21 protein-coding genes are annotated in these 21,174 nt (G+C 69.6%); 6 read left to right on the top strand and 15 right to left on the bottom strand.

Going from position 1 to position 21,174, the window contains the following annotated elements:
* The first annotated feature begins 125 nt into the window (after positions 1 to 125).
* A complete protein-coding gene (gene rpmB, locus B7K20_RS11760) occupies positions 126 to 317 on the top strand; it encodes a 50S ribosomal protein L28 (RefSeq protein WP_061962473.1) in 192 nt (63 codons plus the stop codon).
* A gap of 96 nt (positions 318 to 413) precedes the next feature.
* Here the strand turns inward: rpmB and B7K20_RS11755 are convergent, their stop codons facing one another.
* Complete coding sequence (locus B7K20_RS11755; RefSeq protein ID WP_084102754.1) at positions 414 to 1,349, bottom strand: thiamine-phosphate kinase; 936 nt, start codon at positions 1,347 to 1,349, stop codon at positions 414 to 416.
* A gap of 57 nt (positions 1,350 to 1,406) precedes the next feature.
* Here B7K20_RS11755 and B7K20_RS11750 point away from each other — a divergent pair, with 57 nt between their 5' ends.
* Positions 1,407 to 1,874, top strand: a complete 468-nt coding sequence (locus tag B7K20_RS11750; RefSeq protein WP_084102717.1) for a DUF3515 family protein — start codon at positions 1,407 to 1,409, stop codon at positions 1,872 to 1,874.
* A 4-nt stretch (positions 1,875 to 1,878) separates the two neighbouring features.
* On the opposite strand, the gene B7K20_RS11745 is transcribed toward B7K20_RS11750, so the two are convergent.
* The 5 genes from B7K20_RS11745 to murA all read right to left on the bottom strand — a co-directional run bounded on the left by B7K20_RS11745 (position 1,879) and on the right by murA (position 11,208).
* Positions 1,879 to 6,960, bottom strand: coding sequence for a PQQ-dependent sugar dehydrogenase (locus B7K20_RS11745; RefSeq protein WP_084102716.1), 5,082 nt, complete (start codon positions 6,958 to 6,960; stop codon positions 1,879 to 1,881).
* Positions 6,961 to 7,092: 132 nt separating this feature from the next.
* Positions 7,093 to 8,184 carry a D-alanine--D-alanine ligase family protein gene (locus B7K20_RS11740; RefSeq protein ID WP_084102715.1) on the bottom strand — a complete coding sequence of 364 codons (1,092 nt, stop codon included), beginning with the start codon at positions 8,182 to 8,184 and terminating at the stop codon, positions 7,093 to 7,095.
* The gene (locus tag B7K20_RS11735) at positions 8,184 to 9,185 is read right to left on the bottom strand and encodes an NAD(P)H-dependent glycerol-3-phosphate dehydrogenase (RefSeq protein WP_084102714.1); all 1,002 of its coding nucleotides are present in this window, start codon (positions 9,183 to 9,185) and stop codon (positions 8,184 to 8,186) included. Before B7K20_RS11735 ends, B7K20_RS11740 begins: the two co-directional genes overlap by 1 nt.
* Positions 9,182 to 9,895: a 1-acyl-sn-glycerol-3-phosphate acyltransferase gene (locus B7K20_RS11730; RefSeq protein WP_084102713.1), complete on the bottom strand. Its 714-nt coding sequence runs from the start codon at positions 9,893 to 9,895 to the stop codon at positions 9,182 to 9,184. The genes B7K20_RS11735 and B7K20_RS11730 overlap by 4 nt, the downstream gene beginning before the upstream one ends.
* Before the next feature lie 2 nt (positions 9,896 to 9,897).
* Positions 9,898 to 11,208, bottom strand: coding sequence for a UDP-N-acetylglucosamine 1-carboxyvinyltransferase (gene murA, locus B7K20_RS11725; protein ID WP_144018665.1), 1,311 nt, complete (start codon positions 11,206 to 11,208; stop codon positions 9,898 to 9,900).
* 74 nt (positions 11,209 to 11,282) lie between these two features.
* On the opposite strand from murA, the gene B7K20_RS11720 reads away from it, so the two are divergent.
* Entirely contained in the window at positions 11,283 to 12,182 is a 900-nt protein-coding gene (locus B7K20_RS11720; RefSeq protein WP_084102711.1) for a PfkB family carbohydrate kinase, read from the top strand.
* Here B7K20_RS11720 and B7K20_RS11715 read toward each other — a convergent pair.
* The 5 genes from B7K20_RS11715 to leuC form a co-directional block, all read right to left on the bottom strand.
* Positions 12,179 to 12,760: a nucleoside/nucleotide kinase family protein gene (locus tag B7K20_RS11715; protein WP_200809093.1), complete on the bottom strand. Its 582-nt coding sequence runs from the start codon at positions 12,758 to 12,760 to the stop codon at positions 12,179 to 12,181. The two genes, B7K20_RS11720 and B7K20_RS11715, sit on opposite strands and share 4 nt — an antisense overlap.
* Entirely contained in the window at positions 12,757 to 13,620 is an 864-nt protein-coding gene (locus B7K20_RS11710; protein ID WP_084102753.1) for a type II CAAX prenyl endopeptidase Rce1 family protein, read from the bottom strand. Before B7K20_RS11710 ends, B7K20_RS11715 begins: the two co-directional genes overlap by 4 nt.
* A gap of 142 nt (positions 13,621 to 13,762) precedes the next feature.
* Positions 13,763 to 15,049: an MATE family efflux transporter gene (locus B7K20_RS11705; RefSeq protein ID WP_159449405.1), complete on the bottom strand. Its 1,287-nt coding sequence runs from the start codon at positions 15,047 to 15,049 to the stop codon at positions 13,763 to 13,765.
* Between the two features lie 83 nt (positions 15,050 to 15,132).
* The gene (leuD, locus tag B7K20_RS11700; protein ID WP_084102709.1) at positions 15,133 to 15,771 is read right to left on the bottom strand and encodes a 3-isopropylmalate dehydratase small subunit; all 639 of its coding nucleotides are present in this window, start codon (positions 15,769 to 15,771) and stop codon (positions 15,133 to 15,135) included.
* An 11-nt stretch (positions 15,772 to 15,782) separates the two neighbouring features.
* Complete coding sequence (gene leuC, locus B7K20_RS11695; protein WP_084102708.1) at positions 15,783 to 17,216, bottom strand: 3-isopropylmalate dehydratase large subunit; 1,434 nt, start codon at positions 17,214 to 17,216, stop codon at positions 15,783 to 15,785.
* A gap of 53 nt (positions 17,217 to 17,269) precedes the next feature.
* Here leuC and B7K20_RS11690 point away from each other — a divergent pair, with 53 nt between their 5' ends.
* A complete protein-coding gene (locus B7K20_RS11690; protein WP_084102707.1) occupies positions 17,270 to 17,989 on the top strand; it encodes an IclR family transcriptional regulator in 720 nt (239 codons plus the stop codon).
* Positions 17,990 to 18,052: 63 nt separating this feature from the next.
* A complete protein-coding gene (locus B7K20_RS11685) occupies positions 18,053 to 18,589 on the top strand; it encodes a hypothetical protein (protein WP_084102706.1) in 537 nt (178 codons plus the stop codon).
* Between the two features lie 19 nt (positions 18,590 to 18,608).
* Here B7K20_RS11685 and B7K20_RS11680 read toward each other — a convergent pair whose 3' ends face one another.
* The 4 genes from B7K20_RS11680 to B7K20_RS11665 are packed head-to-tail and all read right to left on the bottom strand — an operon-like array spanning position 18,609 to position 20,325.
* The gene (locus tag B7K20_RS11680; protein ID WP_084102705.1) at positions 18,609 to 18,998 is read right to left on the bottom strand and encodes a hypothetical protein; all 390 of its coding nucleotides are present in this window, start codon (positions 18,996 to 18,998) and stop codon (positions 18,609 to 18,611) included.
* Positions 18,995 to 19,375, bottom strand: coding sequence for a hypothetical protein (locus B7K20_RS11675; RefSeq protein WP_084102704.1), 381 nt, complete (start codon positions 19,373 to 19,375; stop codon positions 18,995 to 18,997). The genes B7K20_RS11680 and B7K20_RS11675 overlap by 4 nt, the downstream gene beginning before the upstream one ends.
* Positions 19,372 to 19,923, bottom strand: coding sequence for an ATP/GTP-binding protein (locus B7K20_RS11670; protein WP_084102703.1), 552 nt, complete (start codon positions 19,921 to 19,923; stop codon positions 19,372 to 19,374). The genes B7K20_RS11675 and B7K20_RS11670 overlap by 4 nt, the downstream gene beginning before the upstream one ends.
* A gap of 57 nt (positions 19,924 to 19,980) precedes the next feature.
* Positions 19,981 to 20,325, bottom strand: a complete 345-nt coding sequence (locus B7K20_RS11665; RefSeq protein WP_234985821.1) for a hypothetical protein — start codon at positions 20,323 to 20,325, stop codon at positions 19,981 to 19,983.
* 217 nt (positions 20,326 to 20,542) lie between these two features.
* Here B7K20_RS11665 and B7K20_RS11660 point away from each other — a divergent pair, with 217 nt between their 5' ends.
* Entirely contained in the window at positions 20,543 to 21,034 is a 492-nt protein-coding gene (locus tag B7K20_RS11660) for a thiol-disulfide oxidoreductase DCC family protein (RefSeq protein WP_084102701.1), read from the top strand.
* Positions 21,035 to 21,174 lie beyond the last annotated feature (140 nt).

Here is a 21,174-nt window from a genome sequence, read left to right as displayed (position 1 = left end):
CACGCACCCCGCATTTGCCCGCAGGGGTCACTGTCAGTTACCCTAGTGCGGTTGCCCGGCGAGGCTGGGCTCTCAAACGTGGCGCGCCGACTCACGGCCGCGCAGGAAACTTTAGGAGAACTATCGTGGCTGCCAACTGCGACGTCTGCGGCAAGGGACCGTCCTTCGGTCACAGCATCTCGCACTCGCACCGCCGCACCAAGCGTCGCTGGAACCCGAACATCCAGCGCGTTCGTGCCGTGGTCGCGGGTACCCCCAAGCGTGTGAACGTCTGCACCTCGTGCCTCAAGGCCGGCAAGGTGCAGCGCGCGGTCTAATCCCCGCGTCTCGCGAGCCGCACGTTCCTCACGGAGCGTGCGGCTTTTGCTTTGCCCGCGGCCGATGCCGTGGCCGGCTCGACCGGCTGGGCCACCTCACGCGAAGTGGTCCCAGCCCGCCACCGTTGGCGCCTCCCCGTCCACGGTGAGCCCCGTGCCCTCCTCGACCATGCCCACCACGGTCCACCCGGCCGGCACCGCCGACTCGCGTGGGAAGCACGCCAGCATGTGGTGGTCCTCTCCCCCGCCCAGGGCCCACGCGAGGGCGTCGGCGTCCAGGGCCTGCGCGGTGAACACCGCAGCCTCGTGGACGGGGATCAGCACCGAGTCGAGGGCGAGGCGAACCTCGGACGCCCGCGCCATCCGTGCTCCGTCGCGCGCGAGCCCATCCGACAGGTCCATCATGGCGCTGGCCCCGTGCAGCGCGGCCTCGAGCCCGGCCCCGATACGGGGCCGGGGCCGCACAAACAGGTCGATCGCGTCCTGGGCGTATCGCACGCCCGCCTCCAGCTGAGCGAGTCCCGCGCGGGCCGCCCCGAGCGGCCCCGAGACCGCGACCACGTCGCCGGCCACGGCATCGGCCCTCGTCACCGGCTCCGTGCCGTGAGTCTCGCCGAGCGCCGTGACCGACACCACGATCTCGCTGCCGCCGGAGAGGTCGCCGCCCACCACGCCAACGCCGTGCGGCTCGCACGCCTCACGCAGGCCGTCGGCGAAGCCAAGCACCCACTCGACGGACGTGTCTCCCGGCAGCGCGAGGGACACCTCGAGGGCGGTCGGCACCGCGCCCATTGCATCGATGTCCGCAAGATTCTGCACCGCGGCGCGCCACCCCACGTCGGCACCCGTCGACCACTCGGTGCGAAAGTGGCGGTTCTCGACGAGCATGTCGGCGCTCACCACCAGATCGCCGTCCACCGCGATCACGGCGGCGTCGTCACCCGAGCCCAGAATCTCCGCGTCCGTCTGGGGCAGGCGCGGGGAGAACAGGGCGATGAGGTCGTCCTCGGACATGTCTGCGACGCGGGTCATGGGACGAGGGTAGGCCACGCGTGCGGCGGGCCCGCACAGCCCGACTACCCTTGTCCCATGCGCATGACCGGTCCCTCGCTCGCCGCTTGGGCGGGCATCGCGGCGGCGGCTCTCACGGGATGCGCACACGCCGTCGTGGTCGAGCCGGCCACCTACGCCGCCGATCCCGATTGCGCCAAGGTGATGCTCGCAATCCCCGAGACCATCGGCGGGCTCGAGCAGCGCGGGACCACCTCGCAGGCCACCCAGGCGTGGGGGGACGAGTACGAGCTCATCGCGCGCTGCGGCGTGGAGCCGCCGGGCCCCACCACCGAACAGTGCGTCAGTGTCACGACGAGTGGTGTCGACGTGGACTGGTTGGTGCGCGAGGAGGACGAGGCGTGGGTCGCCACGGTCTTTGGCCGCTCGCCCGCACTCGAGGTGACGGTCCCGCGAGTGCGGGCGGACGATGCCGTGGCTGAGCTCCTTGCGGAATTTTCCGGGCCCGCGTCGCTCGCCCCGGTGAACAACCTCGCGTGCCGCTAGCGCGTCACCCCAGGTAGGTGGCCGTCACGGAGTCGATGACCTCCTGGTGTTCGGCGGCACTGAGCGCCCTGTCGAACACGAGGACGGCAGCGACGTCCATGTCGAGCGACGGGTTGCCGTCGATCTCGGCGCCCAGCATGATCTGATCGGCCGCGGTGGTGTAGGTGTACGCACCCGCACCGATCTCGGCCCCGTCGCGGTAGTGCACGAACTCCTCGTCGCGGTAGACCACGGACTGGACCAGCCAGCCGGTTCCCGTGCCGGCCACACCCGAGTCGTGGTCGGCACACCACCCCTGGACCGCAAGGTCCCCATCGGTCGCGACGGTGGTGCCGAAGGTCATACCGCAGTACGGCGCTCCCCACGAGAAGCCTCCCCAGCCCACCGAGTCGTAGCGCACCACCGTGACCACGGTGCGGTCGGCCGCACCGAGCGGCATGTCCTGCAGGGAACCGACGCGGCGAAGGGAATCCCCGTCACCGTCGAAGGACACGGCGGGCAGGCCCGAGGGAGTCTGGACGTCGCCGAGCGTCGGATCGCCGGTGACGAGGTCGAGGTCGTTTCCGGCCGTGGACTGGTCGGCCCACGCGCTCACGGTCGGGCCGCTCACCCCTGTAGTTGAGACCAGGCACAGCACGGTGTCGCTTGCGTACGGCACCGCGCATCCCACACCCGGTACCGGCGGCGCCGTGGGAGTGGCCTGTGCGGCGGTCGAGCCCGCGGACTGATTGCCCGTCTCATCCACGGCCGTGACGACGTACGCGTACGCGGTGCCGGCGGTCACGTCGGTGTCGACGTACCCGCTGTCCGTGACGGACGCCAGCGGGGTGTCTGCCTCCGGATCCGGCGTCGCGGGCGCGGCGGCGCGATAGACCAGGTACTCATCCAGATCCGGCTCACCGCTGTCGTCCCACTCCAGGGTCACCTTGGCGATGCCCGCCGTCGCGGTGAGGGCCGCGGGCGCCGCAGGCGGCGTGGTGTCCGGCTCGGGTGCCGCGGGGATAGCGTCCGCCGTCGCCGAGGCCGCGGACTCATGCCCCGCCGCGTCGAACGCCGTCACCGCGTAGGTGTAGCTGACGCCATTGACCACGCCGGTGTCGAGATAGGAGGGCTCGGTGACCGTGGCGATCGGGCTGTCGACCGCGGGGTCGATGGCGCCCGGCTGCTCCGCACGATAGACGTGGTATCCCTCGAGGTCCCCGTTGGCATCGGCCGCCGGGCCCCAGGTCAACGCCACCTGAGCGTCGCCAGGATCAGCCGTCAGACCGGCCGGAACGGTGGGCGGCCCGTCCTCCACCTCGCCGGAGATGTACTTCTCGTCGAGGTAGGCGGTCAGTTGTGCCAGCTCGTCGCCGTCGAGGACCCGGTCGTAGACCACCACCGCGGCCACGTCCATGTCGAGCGTGGGTGCGCCGTCCACCTCGGCACCGAGGATGATGCGATCGGCCGCGGTGTTGAGCGCGACGGTGCCGTCGTCGATCTCGACGCCGTCGCGGTAGTGGGCGAAGGTGCTGCCGTCATAGGTGATGGCCTGCACGAGCCATCCTGCCCCGGTCCCTGCCACGCCCGAATCGTGGTCGGCGCACCATCCCTGGAGGGCAAGGTTGCCAGTGGCGGACACGCCCGTGCCGAACGTCATCCCGCAGTACGGGGCGCCCCACGCGAAGCCACCCCATCCGCCCGAGTCGTAGCTCGCGACCACGGCGACGGTGCGATCGGCGTCACCGAGCGGCATGCCGTTGAGGCCCCCGTCACGCTCGAGCGCGTCGGCGTCACCGTCGAAGGCGATGGCGGGCATGCCGCTGGGCGACGTGGTCATCTCCGGATCGCCATGAGGGTCGTCGAGGTCGTTGCCGCGCCCGGATTGATCCAGCCAGCCTCCGACGTGGTTGGCCCCATCCTTGATGACGTTGAGGTCGGACTCGAGGTGCAGCGCGAGACCGTCGGCCGGGAAGTCCCCGGTGAGCGGCGCGAGGCTGACCGAAAAGTCGACGCTGTCGATCGCGCCGGGGCCCTCGTACTCGCCGTGGGATGCGTCCGCGACGGTCGCGGTGACCGTGTGCGGGCCCTCGGCGACACCGGTGAAGGTGTGGGTGCCGGTGGCTCCCATGACGGTGACGTGCTCGCCGTCGTCGAGGGTGAGGTGGACGTGGTCGCCCGCGGCGAACCCACCGCCGGTCTGCCACGTGACCGCCACGTCGCCTCCGCGCACGGTCTGGCCGTCCGTGGGTGCGGTGATGGTCACGGTGGGTGGCTCGGGCTCCTCGACAATGCCGTCGAGGTAGGCCTGGGCGAAGTAATCCTGAATCTGGGCCTGCTCGGTGGGCGACACCGCGCGGTCGTAGACCAGGATCTCCGCGACATCCATGGCGACCTTGCGGTTGTCGTTCAGCTCCGCGCCCAGGCGGATGCGGTCCGCACCGGTGTCATAGGCCTGGGTCCCGGCGTCGATCTCCACGCCGTCGCGGTAGTGCACCCAGGCGTCGTCGTCGAGCACGATGGACTGGACCAGCCAGCCCTCGCCATCGGCGGGCGAATCGGAATCGGCGTCTCCTGCGCCGCCCCAGCCTTGGATCCCCAGGTCACCGTCGGAGGTGCGCACGGGCCCCCAGGCCTCACCTGTGTAGGGCGCGCCATACGTGAACCCGGCCCAGCCGCCGGTGGTCGAGGATCCGTCGTAACGCACCAGGGCGAAGACGGAGCGGTCCGCGCCGTCCGTGGGCAGCCCCGCAAAGCCTGAGCGTCCCATGCCGTCGTCCACACCGTCGAAGCTCACCACGTTGTGGCCCGCGAGCGCGCCGGTGATGAGGCTCGGTGAGCCCGTGGTGGCCGCGAGCGCATTGCCCGACGAGGTGAGATCCGACCACGCGGTCACGGCGCCCCCGGATGCGGTCACGCCTTGGTCGCCCTGGAGTCGCATGACAAGGCCCTCCGTGACGGGCGCGGCGCACGGGCCGCTCGCCGTGAAGACAGCCGTGAGGGTCGAGTCCACGTCGGGCACCGTGGCGACGTGTGACGCAGCGCCGCCGTCGGACCAGTGATCGAAGACATACCCCTCGCCGTCCAAGCACTGCGGGGTGCGGGCCGTGACGGTGTGTTCGAAGCCGATAAGGGTGTCGTGCACCCACGGCGTGGAGCGCGGCACACTGTCGAGGTTCACGATGAGCCCGGCCGGCTCGGTGGCAAGGGTGAGGTCGACCTTGTCGGGGAACACCTCGACCGTGTCGGTGCCGACCAGGCCGTCGGCGTCCGTCACCGTCAGGGTGACGCGATACCAGGTCTCATTGCTGTAGTCATGCCCGCTCGTGGGAATCTCGAATTCGCCACTGGGGCCATTCGGGATGAGGTCCGCAGGGTGGAAGTGGTTGTCGTGACCAAACTGGACGGTCCACGCATAGTCCGCGTCATCGAGCGTCCCGTCGTCGCTCGCGGACCCAGACACGGCGATGGTGTCACCCGCACGGAAGAGCGCGCCGCCCACCGGCGAGGTGATCTCCACGTCGGGCGCGACGCCCGCTTGGATGCGGATGCTGTCCGAGGCGACCGTGTGAGACCCATCGGAGACGCTGACATACGCGTCGTAGGGGCCGTCCACCGTGTACGTGTGAGACGCCGTCGCTCCCGTCGCGGTGGTCCCGTCCCCGAAGTGCCAGGTGTATTCCACCTGGTCACCCTCGGGATCGGTCGCGCTCGCGGTGAACTCCACGTCGAGCGGTGTGGGGCCCTCGGTGACGTCGGCCGCGGCCGACGTCACCGACGGAGCCTGGTTGCCGCCCTCGTAGACCACGCGGCGAATCTGTCCGGTGGCGATCAGTGCGTAATACAGTGCCCCGTCGCCGCCCTGCTCGATCGAGACCACCGTCGTCGGGTTACCGGGGATCTGCTCCGAGGGTCGGAACGGGAAGTCGCCCGTGACCGTCTCCCCCGACTCGTCGAAGGTGAGGTAGCGAATCATGTGGCGGGTGTAGTCGCCGTAGAAGTACACGCCATCCCAGGCCGCGGGGAACTGAGTGCCGCGGTAGACGAAGCCTCCGGTGAGCGACGCGTTGTTGTCGGCCGAATTCGCGTGTTGGTAGGCGAAGATCGGCTCGGCCTCGTCCCCCGCCACGATGGGGCATTCGGGAAAGTCCGTGTAGGGCGCGGGGCCCTCGCAGTACGGCCACTGGTAGTTGAGTCCGCGATACGCCTCGTCGTACTTCACGAGGTGCACGTCCTCCCATGACTCGGGGACGTCGTTGCCGCCCACCTCGCCGACGAACATGCGGTTGGTCTCGGTGTCCCAGCTGGCACGGAACGGGTTACGCAGACCGTACGCCCAGATGTACGGGTTGGCGCCGCCCGCACCGTCGGCGAACGGGTTGTCGGCAGGCACGGAGCCGTCCGTGGCGACGCGAATGATGCTGCCCGAGGCGTCCGTCAGATCCTGGGCGCGCTCGCCGTCGAACTTGTCGCCGTTGGTCAGCCACAGGTTGCCGTCGGGGCCGATGTCGAGCCCGCCGCCATAGTGGCAGCAGCTGGTGTATCCCGTGGTGTCCTGCCACACCACCATCTCCGATGCCGTGCTCGCGCGGCTCGTCAGTCCCCCGGCGTTCTCGGTGTGGGTGAAGCGGCTGATCCGGCCCTTGCCCGGCGTGGCCGGGTGGTAGTACACGTACAGGTAGCCGTTGGTCTCGAACTGAGGGTCGAGCGCGATGTCGATGAGCCCGCGCTCGGCGGTCACGTCGATGTTGGTGAGCGTCATGTATGCCTGGGTCTGCATCGGCACAGTGCCCGGATTACCGATGAGGATCCGGCCCTCCTTCTCGAGTACGAGCATCCTGCCGTCAGGCAGGAACGCCATTGAGATGGGCTGATTGAGGCCGGCCGTCAATACGGCCTCGTCGGTGAAGCCCTCAAGCGACAGCGGTTCCGCCGGTGTTTCCGCTGGTGCGAGCACCTGCTCCACACTGTCGGGACTGTCCTCGGTCGGCACGGGATCCGCCGCCGTCAGCGTCCCCACCACCGCCGTTATCACCGTGATCACCACCGCCTGGAACAGGCGCAGAAGTGGTGAAGTCCCCCATAGACGCACGCCAAAAAAGCTCATGATGTCGCTTCCCCCCGGAGCTATCAATGTGACCTACGTCACATGTGGGCATCGTAGCGCGAGGGGGCAATCGCGCAAGCGGGGCAGCGAAAATTGCCGGGCGACGGGCCCGGAACTACTCAGGAGACGCGCCTAGCGCAGCCCCACGGGCCGCGCGAGTGCCGTCTCGATGAGGGTCTGTACCAACTGCGGGTATTCGACCCCAGCGGCGGCCCACATGCGTGGGTACATGCTCGTGGGCGTGAAGCCCGGCATGGTGTTGATCTCGTTGATCGTGATCGCGCCGTCCTCGGTGACGAAGACGTCGACGCGGGCGAGCCCTTCGGCGCCCACCGCGCGGAAGGCGGCGATCGCAGTCTCGCGCACGCGGCACTCCACCTCGGGGTCGAGGTCCGCGGTCGAGACCAGGTCGACGGCCGCCTCGTCGAGGTATTTGGCCTCGAAATCGTAGAAGTCGTGGTCGCCGCCCGTGATGATCTCGCCGGGCACGGAGGCACGCGGGCCGTCCACGGTCTCGAGGACGGCAGTCTCGATCTCACGGCCGGACACGGCCTGCTCGATGAGCACCTTGGGATCATGCTTCACGGCATCGGCCACCGCGGCGTCGAGCGCGGACAGGTCCGTCACCTTGGAGATGCCCATCGACGAGCCCGCGCGGGCGGGCTTGACGAACAGCGGCAGGCCCAGCGCCTCCACGTCGTCCATGCGCTCCGCGACGCTGTCGCCGCGCAGCAGGGTGACGTCCGGAGTCACGGGAAGTCCCGCGGCGCGGAAGGCGGTCTTCATGAACTGCTTGTCCATGCCCGCCGCGGACGCCAGCACGCCCGATCCGACGTAGCGCACGTCGACGAGCTCGAGCGCGCCCTGCACGGTGCCGTCCTCGCCATAGGGCCCGTGGAGCACTGGGAAGACCACGTCGATCTCGGCCAGCGGCGCGACGGAACCGTCGGCGTCGAGCACCGACCAGGCGCGCTCCCCCGCTACTGCGGGCGGCAGCACCGTGCCCGCGCCGTCAGCCACCTCGGGCATCTGTCCGTCGCGGATCGTCCAGTCGGCGGGGTCGGCCGAGGCCGGCACCCAACGTCCCTCGCGGGTAATGCCGATCGCGATGACGTCGAAACGCTCGCGGTCGATCGCGCCCAGCACGCCGCCGGCGGTGACGCAGGACACGCCATGTTCGGACGAGCGGCCACCGAAGAGGACCGCCACGGTGGCGCGAGCCATCAGGCCCCCTCGGCCTTGCGCGGGCGAGAGACCAGGGCGTTCAGCACGTCCTGGATGGGGGCGCCGTCGTGGAGCATGGCCACGACCGCGTCGCAGATGGGCACGTCCACGCCGTGCGCACGCGCGAGCTCCTGGATCGACTGGGAGGTCTTGACGCCCTCCGCGGTACCTCCGGTGCGCGCGATCGCGTCCTCGAGGCTGAGCCCTCGACCGATGTGGGCGCCCAGTGTGTGGTTACGCGACAGCGGCGAGGCACACGTCGCGATGAGGTCACCCATGCCCGCGAGCCCCGAGAACGTGTCGGGCTGCGCGCCCAGGGCATTGCCCAGGCGCGTGATCTCGGCAAGCCCGCGCGTGATGACGGTTGCGGTGGTGTTGTGGCCAAAACCCAGCCCGTCCGCGACACCCACGGCGACCGCGATCACGTTCTTGAAGGCTCCGCACAGTTCGACGCCCACGAGGTCGGCGTTCGTGTAGGGCCTGAAGTAGGAGCTGGCCGATGCGCCGGCCACCAGTTCCGTGGCGTGCGTCGCGGTTCCCGCGACCACGGTCGCGGTGGGCTGACGCGAGGCGATCTCGCGCGCAAGGTTCGGCCCGGAGACGACGGTCATACGCTCGTCGGGGACGTTCCAGACCTCGGCGAGTACCTGACTCATGCGCTCGTGAGTGCCGATCTCGATGCCCTTCATGAGCGAGACCACCACGGCATCGGCCGGAACCAGGCTGGCCCAATCGGCGACCACGGAACGCAGGATCTGCGCGGGGAGGGCCACCGCGACGATGTCGGCGCCCTCGAGCGCCTGCGCGATGTCGGTGGTCGCGGTGAGGCCCTCGGGGAGGTCCAGGTCGGGCAGGAAGCGCTGGTTGCGACGCTCGGTGCGGATCTGTTCGGCCACCTCGGCGTCGCGTCCCCAGAGGGTCACGTCGGTGCCGGCATCGGCGAGCACGGCGGCGAACGTGGTGCCCCAGGCACCGGCGCCGAGGACGGCGGCGCGGGTCATCGGCCTCCCCCTTCGCGACGCATATCCCATGCCACGGCGGGGGCCTGTTCGCCCCGAATGTCTTCGAGCATGGCAGTCAGGCTACCCATGATTCGGTCGGTGGCACGCCGCAGGGTGTCGATGTCGCGGTCGGCTCCGCGGAACTCCGTCAGGTCGACGGGTGCGCCCGCGCGGACGACGACCTTTTTGGGCGGGATGAGGTGCGGTCGCTTGCCATAGGGGTCCAGCAGGTGCTGCGCGCCCCACTGTGCGATCGGGACCACGGGCACGTCGTAGTCGAGCGCCATTCGGGCCGCTCCCGTGCGCGCCACCATGGGCCACAGATCCGGGTCGCGCGTGAGGGTGCCCTCGGGGAAGACCGCGATCGAGTCGCCGCGTTCGAGCAGCTTCGCGGCCGCATCGACGGCGTCCTTGGCGCGCGCCGAGCCGCGGTGCACGGGCACCTGGTCGAGGCCACGCAGCCCGCGCCCGGCCAGTGGGATGTCGAACAGCGACGCCTTGGCGAGGAAGTGCGGCGCCTGGCCGTGGTCGTACAGATAGTGCGCGAGCGTGAACGGGTCCGCGTACGTCATGTGGTTCGACACGGCGATGAAGCCGCTGTCAGTCGGCAGGTTCTCGCCGCCGGACCACTCGCGCCGGGTGACGCCGAGCAGAATGGGCTTGATGAAGAACGCGGCGGTCTTGAACCCCGCGGGCATGGGACGGGGCATGATCAGGCGATCTCCGCACCCAGCGCCGTGAGCTTGCCGCGGAAGTTCTCGTAGCCGCGGTCGATGATGTCGATGTTCGATACGGTCGAGGTGCCCTCGGCCGCGAGCGCGGCGATGAGGTACGAGAAGCCTCCGCGCAGGTCCGGCACCTCGATGTCGGCGGCCGCGAGCGGCGTGGGGCCGGAAATCACGGCCGAGTGCTGGAAGTTCAGCTGTCCAAAGCGGCATTGCTTGTCACCCAGGCACTCGCGGAACAGCTGCACCTGCGCGCCCATCTGGTTGAGCGCACCGGTGAAGCCCAGGCGGTTCTCGTAGACGGTCTCGTGGACGATCGACAGACCCTTGGCCTGAGTCAGCGCGACCACCGTGGGCTGCTGCCAGTCCGTCATGAACCCGGGGTGGACGTCGGTCTGCAGCGCGATCGGCTTAAGGTCAGTGCCCGGGTGGTAGAAGCGGATGCCGTCGGCGGTGATGTCGAACTCGCCGCCGACCTTGCGGAACACGTTGAGGAAGTAGCCCATGTGACGCTGCTGAGCGCCGCGCACAAAAATGTCACCCTTCGTGGCGAGCGCCGCGCAGGCCCAGGAGCCGACCTCGATGCGGTCCGTCAGCGCCGTGTGGTCGTAGCCGCGCAGCTCGCTCACTCCCTCGATGGTGAGCGAACGGTCGGTGTCGACCGAGATGATCGCGCCCATGCGCTGGAGGGTGTCGATGAGGTCCTTGATCTCGGGCTCGACGGCGGCGTTGTGCAGCGTGGTGATGCCCTCGGCCATGACCGCGGTCAGCAGCAGCTGCTCGGTGGCACCCACCGAGGGGTACGTCAGCTCGTGCTTGATGCCCTTGAGCCCGTTCGGCGCGCTCAGGTGCAGGCCGTCAGGTCCCTCGGTGACGACGGCGCCAAACTTGGTGAGGATCTCGAGGTGGAAGTCGATGGGTCGGTCGCCAATGCGACAGCCGCCCAGGTCGGGGATCACGGCCTCGCCGATGCGGTGCAGCAGGGGCCCGCACAGCAGGATCGGGATGCGGCTCGAGCCGGCGTGCTGGGCGATCTGGAACGCGTCCGCGGCCGTCAGGTTCGACGTGTCGGCATGGAGGACGCCGGTCTCGACGTCGTAGTCGACGGGGGCGCCGTGCAGGCTCAGCAGCGACGAGACGATCTCGACGTCGCGGATCTGGGGCACGTTGCGCAGGGTCGACGGCGTGGAGCCGAGCAGGGCGGCCACCATCGCCTTGGAGACGAAGTTCTTGGCGCCGCGCACGTGGATCTCGCCACTGAGCGCACGCCCGCCTTGGACGCGAATGGAGTCGGTCATGGGGTCCATCTTCCCTTACCTGGGCTCAGAGTCCTCACCCGGCGCGCTCCAGAGGCGTGGCAGGATCGACTCTCATGACGGGTAGCACGGTGCTGTGTGCGGGGCTGACCACGCTAGACGTGGCGCATCTGGTGGACGGCGTGCCTCCTGCCAATCGCAAGGTGGCCTCGCACGATTTCTTTGTGGCGGCCGGAGGGCCCGCGACGAATGCGGCCGTGGCTGCTGCGCGGCTGAGCGGATCGTCACGCCTGATCACCGCCCTTCCCCACCATGCGCTGAGCGACCTCATCGCCGCCGATCTCGCGGGGTGCGGGGTCTCGCTCGAGGTGGCCGACTCCTCCCCCACCGGACCACCACTCACGGCCGCCATCATGGTGACACGCAGCACCGGCGAGCGTGCCGTCGTGTCGCCCACGGGGAGCGCGGTGGACGTGCCGGGCACGCCCGAGGGCTTCGATCCCGAAGGGTCCGTGGCGGGCGTGGGGGCGCTCCTGATGGACGGCTATCACCGACACCTGTCGCTGCCGTTGGCTCGCGCGGCCCGCGAGCGCGGCATCCCCGTAGCGCTCGATGCGGGCTCCTACAAGCCCCATACCGATGCCCTGCTCGCGGTCACCGACGTCGCGGTGGTCTCGAACGACTTCCACTTCCCCGACCTGGGCCAGGACCACTATGCAACGCTGGGCCGCCTGCTCGAGCGCGGTGCACGGGCGGCCGTGATCAGCCGCGGCGCCGAGCCCCTGCTCGTGTCGACCGGCGGCCCGGTTGTCGAGGTTCCCGTCGATCCCGTCGCGGTGGTCGACACGTTAGGGGCCGGCGATGTACTCCACGGCGCGCTCGCTCACCGCATCGCCACGCTCGGCCTGTCGCTCGATCGCTTGGCCGAGGATCTCGCGTGGGCCTCGCGGGTGGTCGCGGTGTCGCTCGGATCGTTTGGCACACGCGCGTGGCTCGCGCAGGACATGCCGTCCTAAAGGAGCGGCGGCGCCTCGCCGTCCGTGAGGACCCTGTCGGCGGCCGATGCCGTGGCCCGGATCGCTCGGTCGTTAGCCTTGTCGACGGTATCGACCCACGAGACGGCCTCTGGCGCGCTGCGCCCTGTGTCGACGCGGCGGGCAATCAGCCGCTCGCGCGTCACCTCCCACGGGACGTCGAGGAACCACAGTTCGTCCAGGAGAGGCCGCACCCGCTCCCAGCCGCCACCGGAAAGCCCCAGGTAGTTGCCCTCGACGATCACGACAGTCGCGCTCGCAGGGATGACGATGGCGTCGGCCACGGGCTCGTGAGCCTCGCGTGAGTACGCCGGCGCCGTGAGGGCGCGGCGGCCGGGCTCGCGAACGCGCGCAAGGAGCGCGACGAGTCCGTCCACGTCGAAGGTGTCGGGTGCGCCCTTACGGACCGCCAGCCCGCGCCGCTCAAGCTCGGCGTTGCGGAAGTGAAACCCGTCCATGGGGAGGACGACCGCTGAGCCAGCCACGGCATCGGCCATCCGAGCGGCGAGCGTGGATTTGCCCGCCCCTGGCGGGCCCGCCAGGCCGATCACGCGCGTCACGGCGCCGTCACGAACACGTTCAGCAGATCGGGGTGGTGGCCGTGGACGAGGACCGCGAAGACGACTGCATCGAAGAGCAGATGGACGGCAAGGACGTATCCGAGGGACTTGAAGCGCGCGAAGATCCACCCCTGGACCAGAGCGAACGGGATGGTGAGGGCCGGGCCCCACTCGCGGTACCCGAGTTCCCACAGGAAGGACACGAACACCATGGCCTGCAGGACGTTCGCCAGCGGTACCGGAAAGTGGCGGCACAGCAAGGCGAAGACGGTGCAGATGAAGAACAGTTCGTCCCACAGGCCGACGGCGTTGACGCCGACGAAGAGCCGGGCGATGTCGGTGTCGCCGGACAGGTCGGGCCAATTGAGATACGCCCCCGATCCGAGGAAGTAAAAGGGCAGGATCAGGTAGCCGGCCACCACGACGACGCCCAGGTAGATCCACTGCGCCCGGGTCCAGCGCCGGCCCGTCATGACCGGGAACGTGATGATGCGCTGGCGGGTGACCCAGCGGTCCAGCGCCCACGGCACGAGCACGGCGAGGCCTAGCGCGAGGGTGAAGCGCGCCATGCCTGCGTCGGACAGGTCGGCCCTCAGCGAGATGGTCGAGATGATGGCCTGGCCGAGCGCGATCAGGCCCAGGTCGCGCGCGAGGGCGCGATCGACGGCGACGGCGAGGATCAGGCCCACGATCAGCGGGACGTATCCCTCGGGGCGCACGTGCAGGGCGAAGAGCGGGATGGCCGAGCCGCACACCAGGGCGGCCGCGGCCACGCGCAGCCAGTCGCGGGCGTCGCCCGTCCACGCGGGCGCCGCGGGTGCAGGGGACGCGGGTGCGGGGGACGCGACGGCACGGGCCATGCGCGCCAGCATGCCATGCCGCCCCTCCCCACTTCGGTTTGGCCCACACTCGTGACGCATGTTGCCCGGCGTGACCCGCGAGCGGGTCACAGGCTCCTCACCCGTCACAGTGGCCCCAACCGTGGGCCAATCCGATACTGCGTCAGGCGGCGACGCGGCGGGTCAGCGCCGGGTAGGCCGCCAGCAACGTGACCTGGCGCACCACATTGAGGGTGAGGAAGCTGGTCCAGACCAAGCCATTCGACAGGCCCACCGTCGCGGCGCCGATCAGCAGCACGGGCACGAAGACCCCCAGCACGGACACCGCCATGGCGATGAACATCAGACCTGACTGGCCCGCGCCAAGGAAGACGCCGTCGAGCCAGTAGGCGCCCCACGACAGGAGCGGCAGCAGCGCGATCCATATCCAGTAGTCGGTCGCGGCGTCTCGCACGGCGGGCAGGCTCGTGAGGGCCGCGAGGATCAGGTCGCGACCCAGCCAGTACGCGGCGGTGAGGCCGATGCCGATGACGGCCATGGGTATCGCCGACGCCAGCACGGCCGCATGCAGCGAAGGCAGGTCGCCCGCGCCGGCGGAGTGCGCGACGAGCGCCTCGGCGGCATTCGCGTAGCCGTCGAGGGCGTAGGACGCGACGTTCATGAGCTGCAGCATGATCGCGTTGGCGGCGAGGATCTCGGGGCCAAAGTGCGAACCGATCGACGCGACGAACGTGACGACGGAGGTCAGCAGCGCGGTGCGGCCCATCAGCGCCCCATTGAACCGGGCGAGCGCTCCCCAGCCGCGGCGAAGGGTCGCGTCGCGCCAGTCCCGGGCGGTGGAGCGTTGCTCCGGGCTGAGGCGGCGCCACAGCATGATGACCGCGAGGGAAGCACCGATCCACTCGGAGCCGAAGGTGCCCCACGCGGCCCCCGCGGCTCCCCAGCCCGCGCCGCCGACCAGGACCAGGTCCAGCACGATGTTCGCGGCCGCCTGCACGGAAGCCACCAGCAGCGGGATGCGGGTGTTCTTCGCTCCGATGAAGTAGCCCGAGACGATCAGCGTGACGAGGAGTGCCGGCAGCGACAGGCCGCGAATCAGGGTGTAGGTGAGCGCGGCGTCGCGAGCGGGTCCGTCCGGCGCCAAAATGTGCAAGATGCCAGGCACGATCGCCCACATGAGGATCAGCCACGCGAGCGCCATCGCGCCCGCGAGGGCTCCCGCGCGCTGCACGTGCCGCACGGCCCCCACGCCGTCGCCCGCGCCCAGTGCGCGTCCCACCAGCGACGTGGTGCCCGCGCGCAGGAACGAGAAGATCCAAAACAGCGTCGAGATGACGGCGGCGCCGAGCCCCACCGCGCCCAGGTCGGTTGCGGTCGCGAAGTGTCCAAGTGCCGCGGTGTCGACGAGCCCGGCAAGGGGCACGGCGACGTTGGAGGCGATCGCGGGCAACGCAAGCGACGCCGCGGCCCGATGCGGAAGCGGTCGGGCGACGCGGCGTCGCTGCGGCTGAGATGAGGTGCTCGTGAGCGTCCTTACTGGGCGGGCCTGGCGGCCTCGACGACGAACTTCTCGTCGGTCTTCGCCGGGAGGGTCTTCGGGCGCCATGCGTCGCGGGTGCCCTCGAAGGCCGTGATGTCACCCTCGTTCTGCAGGGTCAGGCCGATGTCGTCGAGGCCCTCCATCAGGCGCCAGCGCACGTAGTCGTCGATCTCGAACGGCACGGTGAGTTCGCCGCACGTGGCGGTGCGGTCCTCAAGCGAGACGGTGATCTGCTTGCCGGGCTCGGTCTCGAGCAGCTTCCAGAGCAGCTCGATGTTCTCCTGGCTCACGATGCCGGTGACGAGGCCCTGCTTGCCCGAGTTGCCGCGGAAGATGTCCGCGAAGCGCGAGGCGAGGACGACCTTGAAGCCGTAGTCCTTGAGCGCCCATACGGCGTGCTCACGCGACGAGCCGGTGCCGAAGTCGGGGCCCGCGACGAGCACGGAGCCCGCCTTGTACTCGTCCTGGTTGAGGACGAAGGACTCGTCGCCGCGCCAGGCGGCGAAGAGCGCGTCCTCGAAGCCCGTGCGGGTCACGCGCTTGAGGTAGACGGCGGGGATGATCTGGTCGGTGTCGACGTTCGAGCGCCGCAGCGGGACGCCGATGCCGGTGTGGGTGGTGAACTTCTCCATGGCGGCTTCCTTTACGCGCCGGCGCCGACGAGGACGTCGGCATCGGCCAGGTCGGCGGGGCTGGACAGCGTGCCGCGCACCGCGGTGGCGGCGGCGACGAGGGGGCTCACCAGGTGGGTGCGGCCACCCTTGCCCTGGCGGCCCTCGAAGTTGCGGTTCGAGGTGGACGCGGAGCGCTCCTCGGGCTTCAGCTGGTCGGGGTTCATGCCCAGGCACATGGAGCAACCGGCGTTGCGCCACTCGGCACCGAACTCGATGAAGACCTTGTCGAGGCCCTCCTGCTCGGCCTGCAGGCGCACGCGCGCCGAGCCGGGCACCACGAGCATGCGGGTGTTCGGGGCCTTGGTGCGGCCCTGGATGATCTCCGCGGCGGCGCGCAGGTCCTCGATACGGCCGTTGGTGCACGAGCCCAGGAAGACGGTGTCGATCGCGAGGTCGCGCAGCGGCTGACCGGGCGTGAGGCCCATGTACTTGATGGCGTTCGCGGCGGCCTCGCGCTCGTCGGCGTCCGCGATCTCCGCGGGGTTGGGCACGGTCGCGGACAGCGGCAGTCCCTGGCCGGGGTTGGTGCCCCAGGTCACGAACGGCTCGAGGTCGGCGGCGTTGAGGGTGACCTCGGTGTCGAAGACGGCGTCGTCGTCCGTGGTCAGGGTGCGCCAGTAGTCGACGGCGGCATCCCATTCGGCGCCCTCGGGGGCGTGGGGACGGCCCTTGACGTACTCGAAGGTGGTCTCGTCTGGCGCGATCATGCCGGCGCGAGCGCCCGCCTCGATCGACATGTTGCAGATGGTCATGCGCGCTTCCATCGAGAGCTTGCGGATGGCCTCGCCGCGGTACTCCAGGACGTAGCCCTGGCCACCGCCGGTGCCGATCTTCGCGATGATCGCGAGGATGATGTCCTTCGCGGTCGAGCCCTCGGGCAGCTCGCCCTCGACGTTGATCGCCATGGTCTTGAACGGCTTCAGCGGCAGCGTCTGCGTGGCGAGCACGTGCTCGACCTCGGAGGTACCGATGCCGAACGCGAGCGATCCGAACGCGCCGTGCGTCGAGGTGTGCGAGTCGCCGCACACCACGGTCATGCCCGGCATGGTGAGGCCCAACTGGGGGCCGACCACGTGGACGATGCCCTGGTCGGCGTCACCCAGCGAGTGGATGCGGATGCCGAACTCCTTGGCGTTGTTGCGCAGCGTGTCCACCTGGGTGCGGCTGGTGAGGTCCGCGATCGGCTTGTCGATGTCGAGCGTGGGGGTGTTGTGGTCCTCGGTCGCGATCGTGAGATCGGGACGGCGCACCTGGCGGCCGGCCAGGCGCAGGCCCTCGAAAGCCTGGGGGCTGGTGACCTCGTGGCACATGTGCAGGTCGATGTAGATGAGGTCGGGCGCGCCGTCCTCACCCTTGCGGACCAGGTGGTCCGCCCACAGCTTCTCCGCGAGTGTGGTTCCCATGGTTTCCTCCATACTGCTCGACGTCTCACAATGCGAGACGTTAGTATCGCTCTATGGACAATCATAGCGGCGTGGGCGTCGTTGACAAGACGGCCGCCATCCTCAGTGCCCTCGAGAAGGGGCCGGCCACTCTCGCCGAACTCGTCACCACCACCCATCTTGCGCGCCCCACGGTTCACAGGCTCGCGCTCGCACTTGAACACCACCATCTGGTGGGCCGCGACGCCTCGGGCGCGTTCGTCCTGGGCGACCGGTTCGCTCAGTTGGCCGCCTCTGTGGGTGAGGACCGGCTCGTCTCCGCGGCGCTTCCCGTTCTCACCACGCTGCGCGACCGTACCGGCGAGTCGAGCCAGCTGTACCGCCCCCACGGCGACCAACGCATCTGCATCGCGGCGGTCGACCGCCCCGTGGGTCTGCGCGACTCGATCCCCGTAGGCACCACCATGACGATGACGGCCGGATCTGCCGCCCAGGTGCTGCTGGCATGGGCCGAACCCGAGCGCATGCACGCCGCCCTCGCGCGCGCCGTCTTCAGCGCGGCCGACCTTGAGCGGGTTCGCTCGCGCGGCTTCGCGGAGTCGGCCGGCGAGCGCGAGTCGGGGGTCTCCTCGGTCTCCGCTCCCGTGTGGGGCACCGCGGGCACCGTCATCGCGGCCGTGTCGATCTCCGGCCCCATCGAACGTCTCACGGCCCACCCCGCGGGCGAGCATGCCGACGCCGTCATGGACGCCGCACGCCAACTCTCGGACGTCTTGCGGCGCACGGAACACTAGTAGGCGACGTTGCGGGACCTCGGTCCCGTGCACGCGTGAGCAAACGGGAGTAAACCGGATGTCATGGACACCGTGGTCGTATACGAGTCGATGTGGGGTAACACCGCCGCCATCGCGGAGTCGATCGCGGGCGGTTACGGCGATGGAGCTGTCGCGATGACGACGGACAAGGCCACGCCTGCCGTCCTCGCCCGCGCCCGGCTCGTCGTCGCAGGCGCTCCCGTCCACGCGCTCAACCTCCCCACCGACGCGACCCGTGAATCGGCCCACGCGAAGGACTCCCCCGGCCACGTGCCAGCTGACCTCACCCACCCCACCATGCGCGACTGGCTCGCGACACTTCCGGCCGGACCGCGCTGGTATGCGGCCTTCGAAACGCGCATCGTGGGCCCACTGGGTCACGGCTCGGCGGATGCCATCGCGAAGCGATTCTCGGCGGCCGGCTACGAGGCCATCGACCGGCCTCACAGTTTCACCGTGACCATGCGTCAGCACACGGAGGCCCCCGCCGCGATGCTGCTACCGGGCCAGGAGCAGCACGCGTTCGAATGGGGCATTCACCTGCGCCACCTCGTGACTCACACGCCCGAGTTGGAGTAGAGCGGCCGCGCCCTTCGGCCTACCGGTGCGTCCCTGTGTCCGCAGCAGAGGACGGACTATTTTCGAGTTCCCGGCCGATGCGTCGCACCAGCGGGTAAACGCCGTCGCCCGTGGGCCCCGTATCGGCCACCACAAGCAAGATGGCGTCGGAACCCACGGGGCGCGACACCACTTGCTTCTCGGCTGCGTACACCACGTGCCCCTGCACGCCCTCAAGGCCCATGCCCCGGCCGATCACCGCGGCAGTCGCCGCCGCCATCGCCGCCGCCGCGGCGCCCTTCTCACGTTCCTCCAGCGACGCCGTGTCGAAGTGGGCGACGCCGTCGGCGTGGGCGACGACCACACGGGACACCCCGGGGTGCTCGACGAGCGGCGCCACCATCAGCGCACAGTCCTGCCGCGCGATCATGAGGCGATCCGGGTGTTCGACAAGGCGCGCAAGTGCTCCGCCTCGGCACCGGCGGCGCGCAAAGCCGCGGTGAGGTCCGTCTGGGCGTCCACGAGGATAGCGAGCAGATGGCCCGCATCGATGAGACACACCACGAGTGCCCCCTGCTCGGCGAGAGTGATGTTCGCGCCCGCCACACCCAGGGTGAACGATGTGGCGACCGTTGCGGCGAGCCCGTTGACGGCTGCCGTCAGCGCTGCGCCGCCGTCACGCTCCGCAAGCGGCACGTCGTCATAAAGCGCGATGCCGTCGGCGCGTGCGATGATCACGCGCCGCACCCCCGCAAGGCTTTGGCGCAGGCGCGCGGCAGAGATGAGTCCATGTTTGGGGACGATCATGCGCTCACCCGATCCTCGAGAGCGCCGTCGGCTAGCGCAAGGGCCGCCGTGAGCACGTCGACAACGTCCTCGGCATTGCGGGGGTCGCATGCCATCACGGCAGCGTCCGGCACCCCTACAAAACGAGCGATCTCACCGGCGTCCATCTGAGCGGGATCCCACCTGTTCGCGGCGACCAGGTACGGCACCGACGGCGCGAAATCGGCGAACCGGCGCACCACCGACTTCAACTGAGCAAGGGACTGCAAGCGACTCGCGTCCACGAGCAGCACATAGGCCCCCATACCCTGAGCGAGCAGCGGCCACATGAAGCTGAAGCGTTCCTGGCCCGGTGCGCCAAAAAGCGTGATGGTGCGCCTGGCGCCGATTTCGGACGCGAGCCGCACGGTGCCGTGGTCCATCGCCACGGTGGTCTGCTCCTTCAGGCGTGCCGTGTCATCGGACACCGCCCGCTCGGACGTCAGGAGGTCGTCTGCTGCGGTCGTAACAAAGGTCGTCTTGCCCGCCCCGAAGGGTCCGGCGACGAGGATCTTGGTGATGTCAGTCATGGCGTGACGAGTGTCCGGGGCGACCTCCGCGAGGGTCGCGGGGCCGCCCCCGACGTGTCAGATGTCGAGCGACTGCTCGATGGTCTGGAGCTGGCGGCGCGCCATCGCGAGGTTGGCGCGGTCGCGCGTCAGCACCAGGTAGATGAAGAGCCCCTGGCCCGACGCCGAGCTCACCAAACGGATGAGGTGGAACTGGCTGCCGAGCGTGATAAGGATGTCCTCGATGCGGTCTTCGAGTCCCAGTGAGTCCATCACGCGGAGCTTCGCGCGCACCACTTCGGTATTGCCCGCGGCCGCGAGCTCAAGGTCAACGCCGCCGCCCGCGGTGGCGAGAGTCATTCCCGAGTCGAAGTCGACCAGTGCGGCCGCCATCGCGCCGTCGATCGCCATTGCAGTCGTCATGGATTCATTTGGAGTTGCCATCGTTTTCCCTCCCCAGGGGCGCACCGCGGAATGCCGTGGCGCGATAGACGCCGGCACGCCAGACTTGCGCACCGGCCGCGAAAAAGGCCCCGTCGGATGACGGGGCCTGTCATATCCACTGCGATATCGCTGCAGGGGACGGCGTAACGTTACGTACCAAAAGGGGCAATGTCTACCAGGAGCGATACTCCCGTAAATGAGAAGGGACATAACGGTGCCAGCTCATCGTTCGACGCAGCTACAGCCCCGTCCCATCGTCGTCTTCGACGGCGACTGCGGCCTGTGCAACGGCTTCGTCGCATGGCTGATCCGCCGCGACCCACAGGCACACTTCCTCATCGCGGGCTCCGCAGGGGAGGTCGGTCGCGCCGCACTGTCCGCGATGGGGCTACCGCTAGAGATCGCGCAGTCGACGCTCGTCATTGCGCGGCCCGAGGGGCCCGCGTTGAAGTCCGATGCATCACTCACGGTCGCGGCCGGTCTCACCTGGCCGTGGCGTGTCCTCGCGCGTGCCGCTCGCGCGGTGCCGCGCCGGGCGCGCGACCGCGTGTACGACGCGATTGCCGCACGCCGGCCGCGCCGGCCGGCTGAGGATGCCGCCTGCGGCACTCCCCCGCCGGGGCTTGTCGATCAGTGGCGGGCGAGGCTTGCCTCACTCGAAGACGTCGCCGCGCTCACCGCCCGGTGACCGCGCACCACACACCACACCCGGCGCAACGCACGGCTCAGCGCACAGAGCGGCGAGGTGACGGCCCCGCACCATCATCCGGGGCCGTCACCTCGTCGCCCTGCGCACACATGCGCGCCGGGGAACGCGACCCCCTAGGT

Origin of the sequence: Demequina sp. NBRC 110051 (assembly GCF_002090055.1) — a bacterium.
In the GTDB taxonomy this organism is placed as follows: domain Bacteria; phylum Actinomycetota; class Actinomycetes; order Actinomycetales; family Demequinaceae; genus Demequina.
Note: the sequence above shows the minus strand (reverse complement) of the source record. Positions and strands in the feature narration are given on the sequence as shown.

Bases quoted from the DNA above. Each gene is read 5' to 3' on its own strand.
- B7K20_RS11745 (WP_084102716.1), bottom strand. From the start codon at position 6,960: ATGAGCTTTTTTGGCGTGCGTCTATGGGGGACTTCACCACTTCTGCGC.
- B7K20_RS11730 (WP_084102713.1), bottom strand. From the start codon at position 9,895: ATGCCCCGTCCCATGCCCGCGGGGTTCAAGACCGCCGCGTTCTTCATC.
- B7K20_RS11735 (WP_084102714.1), bottom strand. From the start codon at position 9,185: ATGACCCGCGCCGCCGTCCTCGGCGCCGGTGCCTGGGGCACCACGTTC.
- B7K20_RS11685 (WP_084102706.1), top strand. From the start codon at position 18,053: ATGGACACCGTGGTCGTATACGAGTCGATGTGGGGTAACACCGCCGCC.
- B7K20_RS11680 (WP_084102705.1), bottom strand. From the start codon at position 18,998: ATGATCGCGCGGCAGGACTGTGCGCTGATGGTGGCGCCGCTCGTCGAG.
- B7K20_RS11710 (WP_084102753.1), bottom strand. From the start codon at position 13,620: ATGGCCCGTGCCGTCGCGTCCCCCGCACCCGCGTCCCCTGCACCCGCG.
- B7K20_RS11720 (WP_084102711.1), top strand. From the start codon at position 11,283: ATGACGGGTAGCACGGTGCTGTGTGCGGGGCTGACCACGCTAGACGTG.
- B7K20_RS11750 (WP_084102717.1), top strand. From the start codon at position 1,407: ATGCGCATGACCGGTCCCTCGCTCGCCGCTTGGGCGGGCATCGCGGCG.
- leuD (WP_084102709.1), bottom strand. From the start codon at position 15,771: ATGGAGAAGTTCACCACCCACACCGGCATCGGCGTCCCGCTGCGGCGC.
- B7K20_RS11665 (WP_234985821.1), bottom strand. From the start codon at position 20,325: ATGACGACTGCAATGGCGATCGACGGCGCGATGGCGGCCGCACTGGTC.
- B7K20_RS11670 (WP_084102703.1), bottom strand. From the start codon at position 19,923: ATGACTGACATCACCAAGATCCTCGTCGCCGGACCCTTCGGGGCGGGC.
- murA (WP_144018665.1), bottom strand. From the start codon at position 11,208: ATGACCGACTCCATTCGCGTCCAAGGCGGGCGTGCGCTCAGTGGCGAG.
- B7K20_RS11675 (WP_084102704.1), bottom strand. From the start codon at position 19,375: ATGATCGTCCCCAAACATGGACTCATCTCTGCCGCGCGCCTGCGCCAA.
- B7K20_RS11740 (WP_084102715.1), bottom strand. From the start codon at position 8,184: ATGGCTCGCGCCACCGTGGCGGTCCTCTTCGGTGGCCGCTCGTCCGAA.
- B7K20_RS11660 (WP_084102701.1), top strand. From the start codon at position 20,543: ATGAGAAGGGACATAACGGTGCCAGCTCATCGTTCGACGCAGCTACAG.
- B7K20_RS11755 (WP_084102754.1), bottom strand. From the start codon at position 1,349: ATGACCCGCGTCGCAGACATGTCCGAGGACGACCTCATCGCCCTGTTC.
- leuC (WP_084102708.1), bottom strand. From the start codon at position 17,216: ATGGGAACCACACTCGCGGAGAAGCTGTGGGCGGACCACCTGGTCCGC.
- B7K20_RS11690 (WP_084102707.1), top strand. From the start codon at position 17,270: ATGGACAATCATAGCGGCGTGGGCGTCGTTGACAAGACGGCCGCCATC.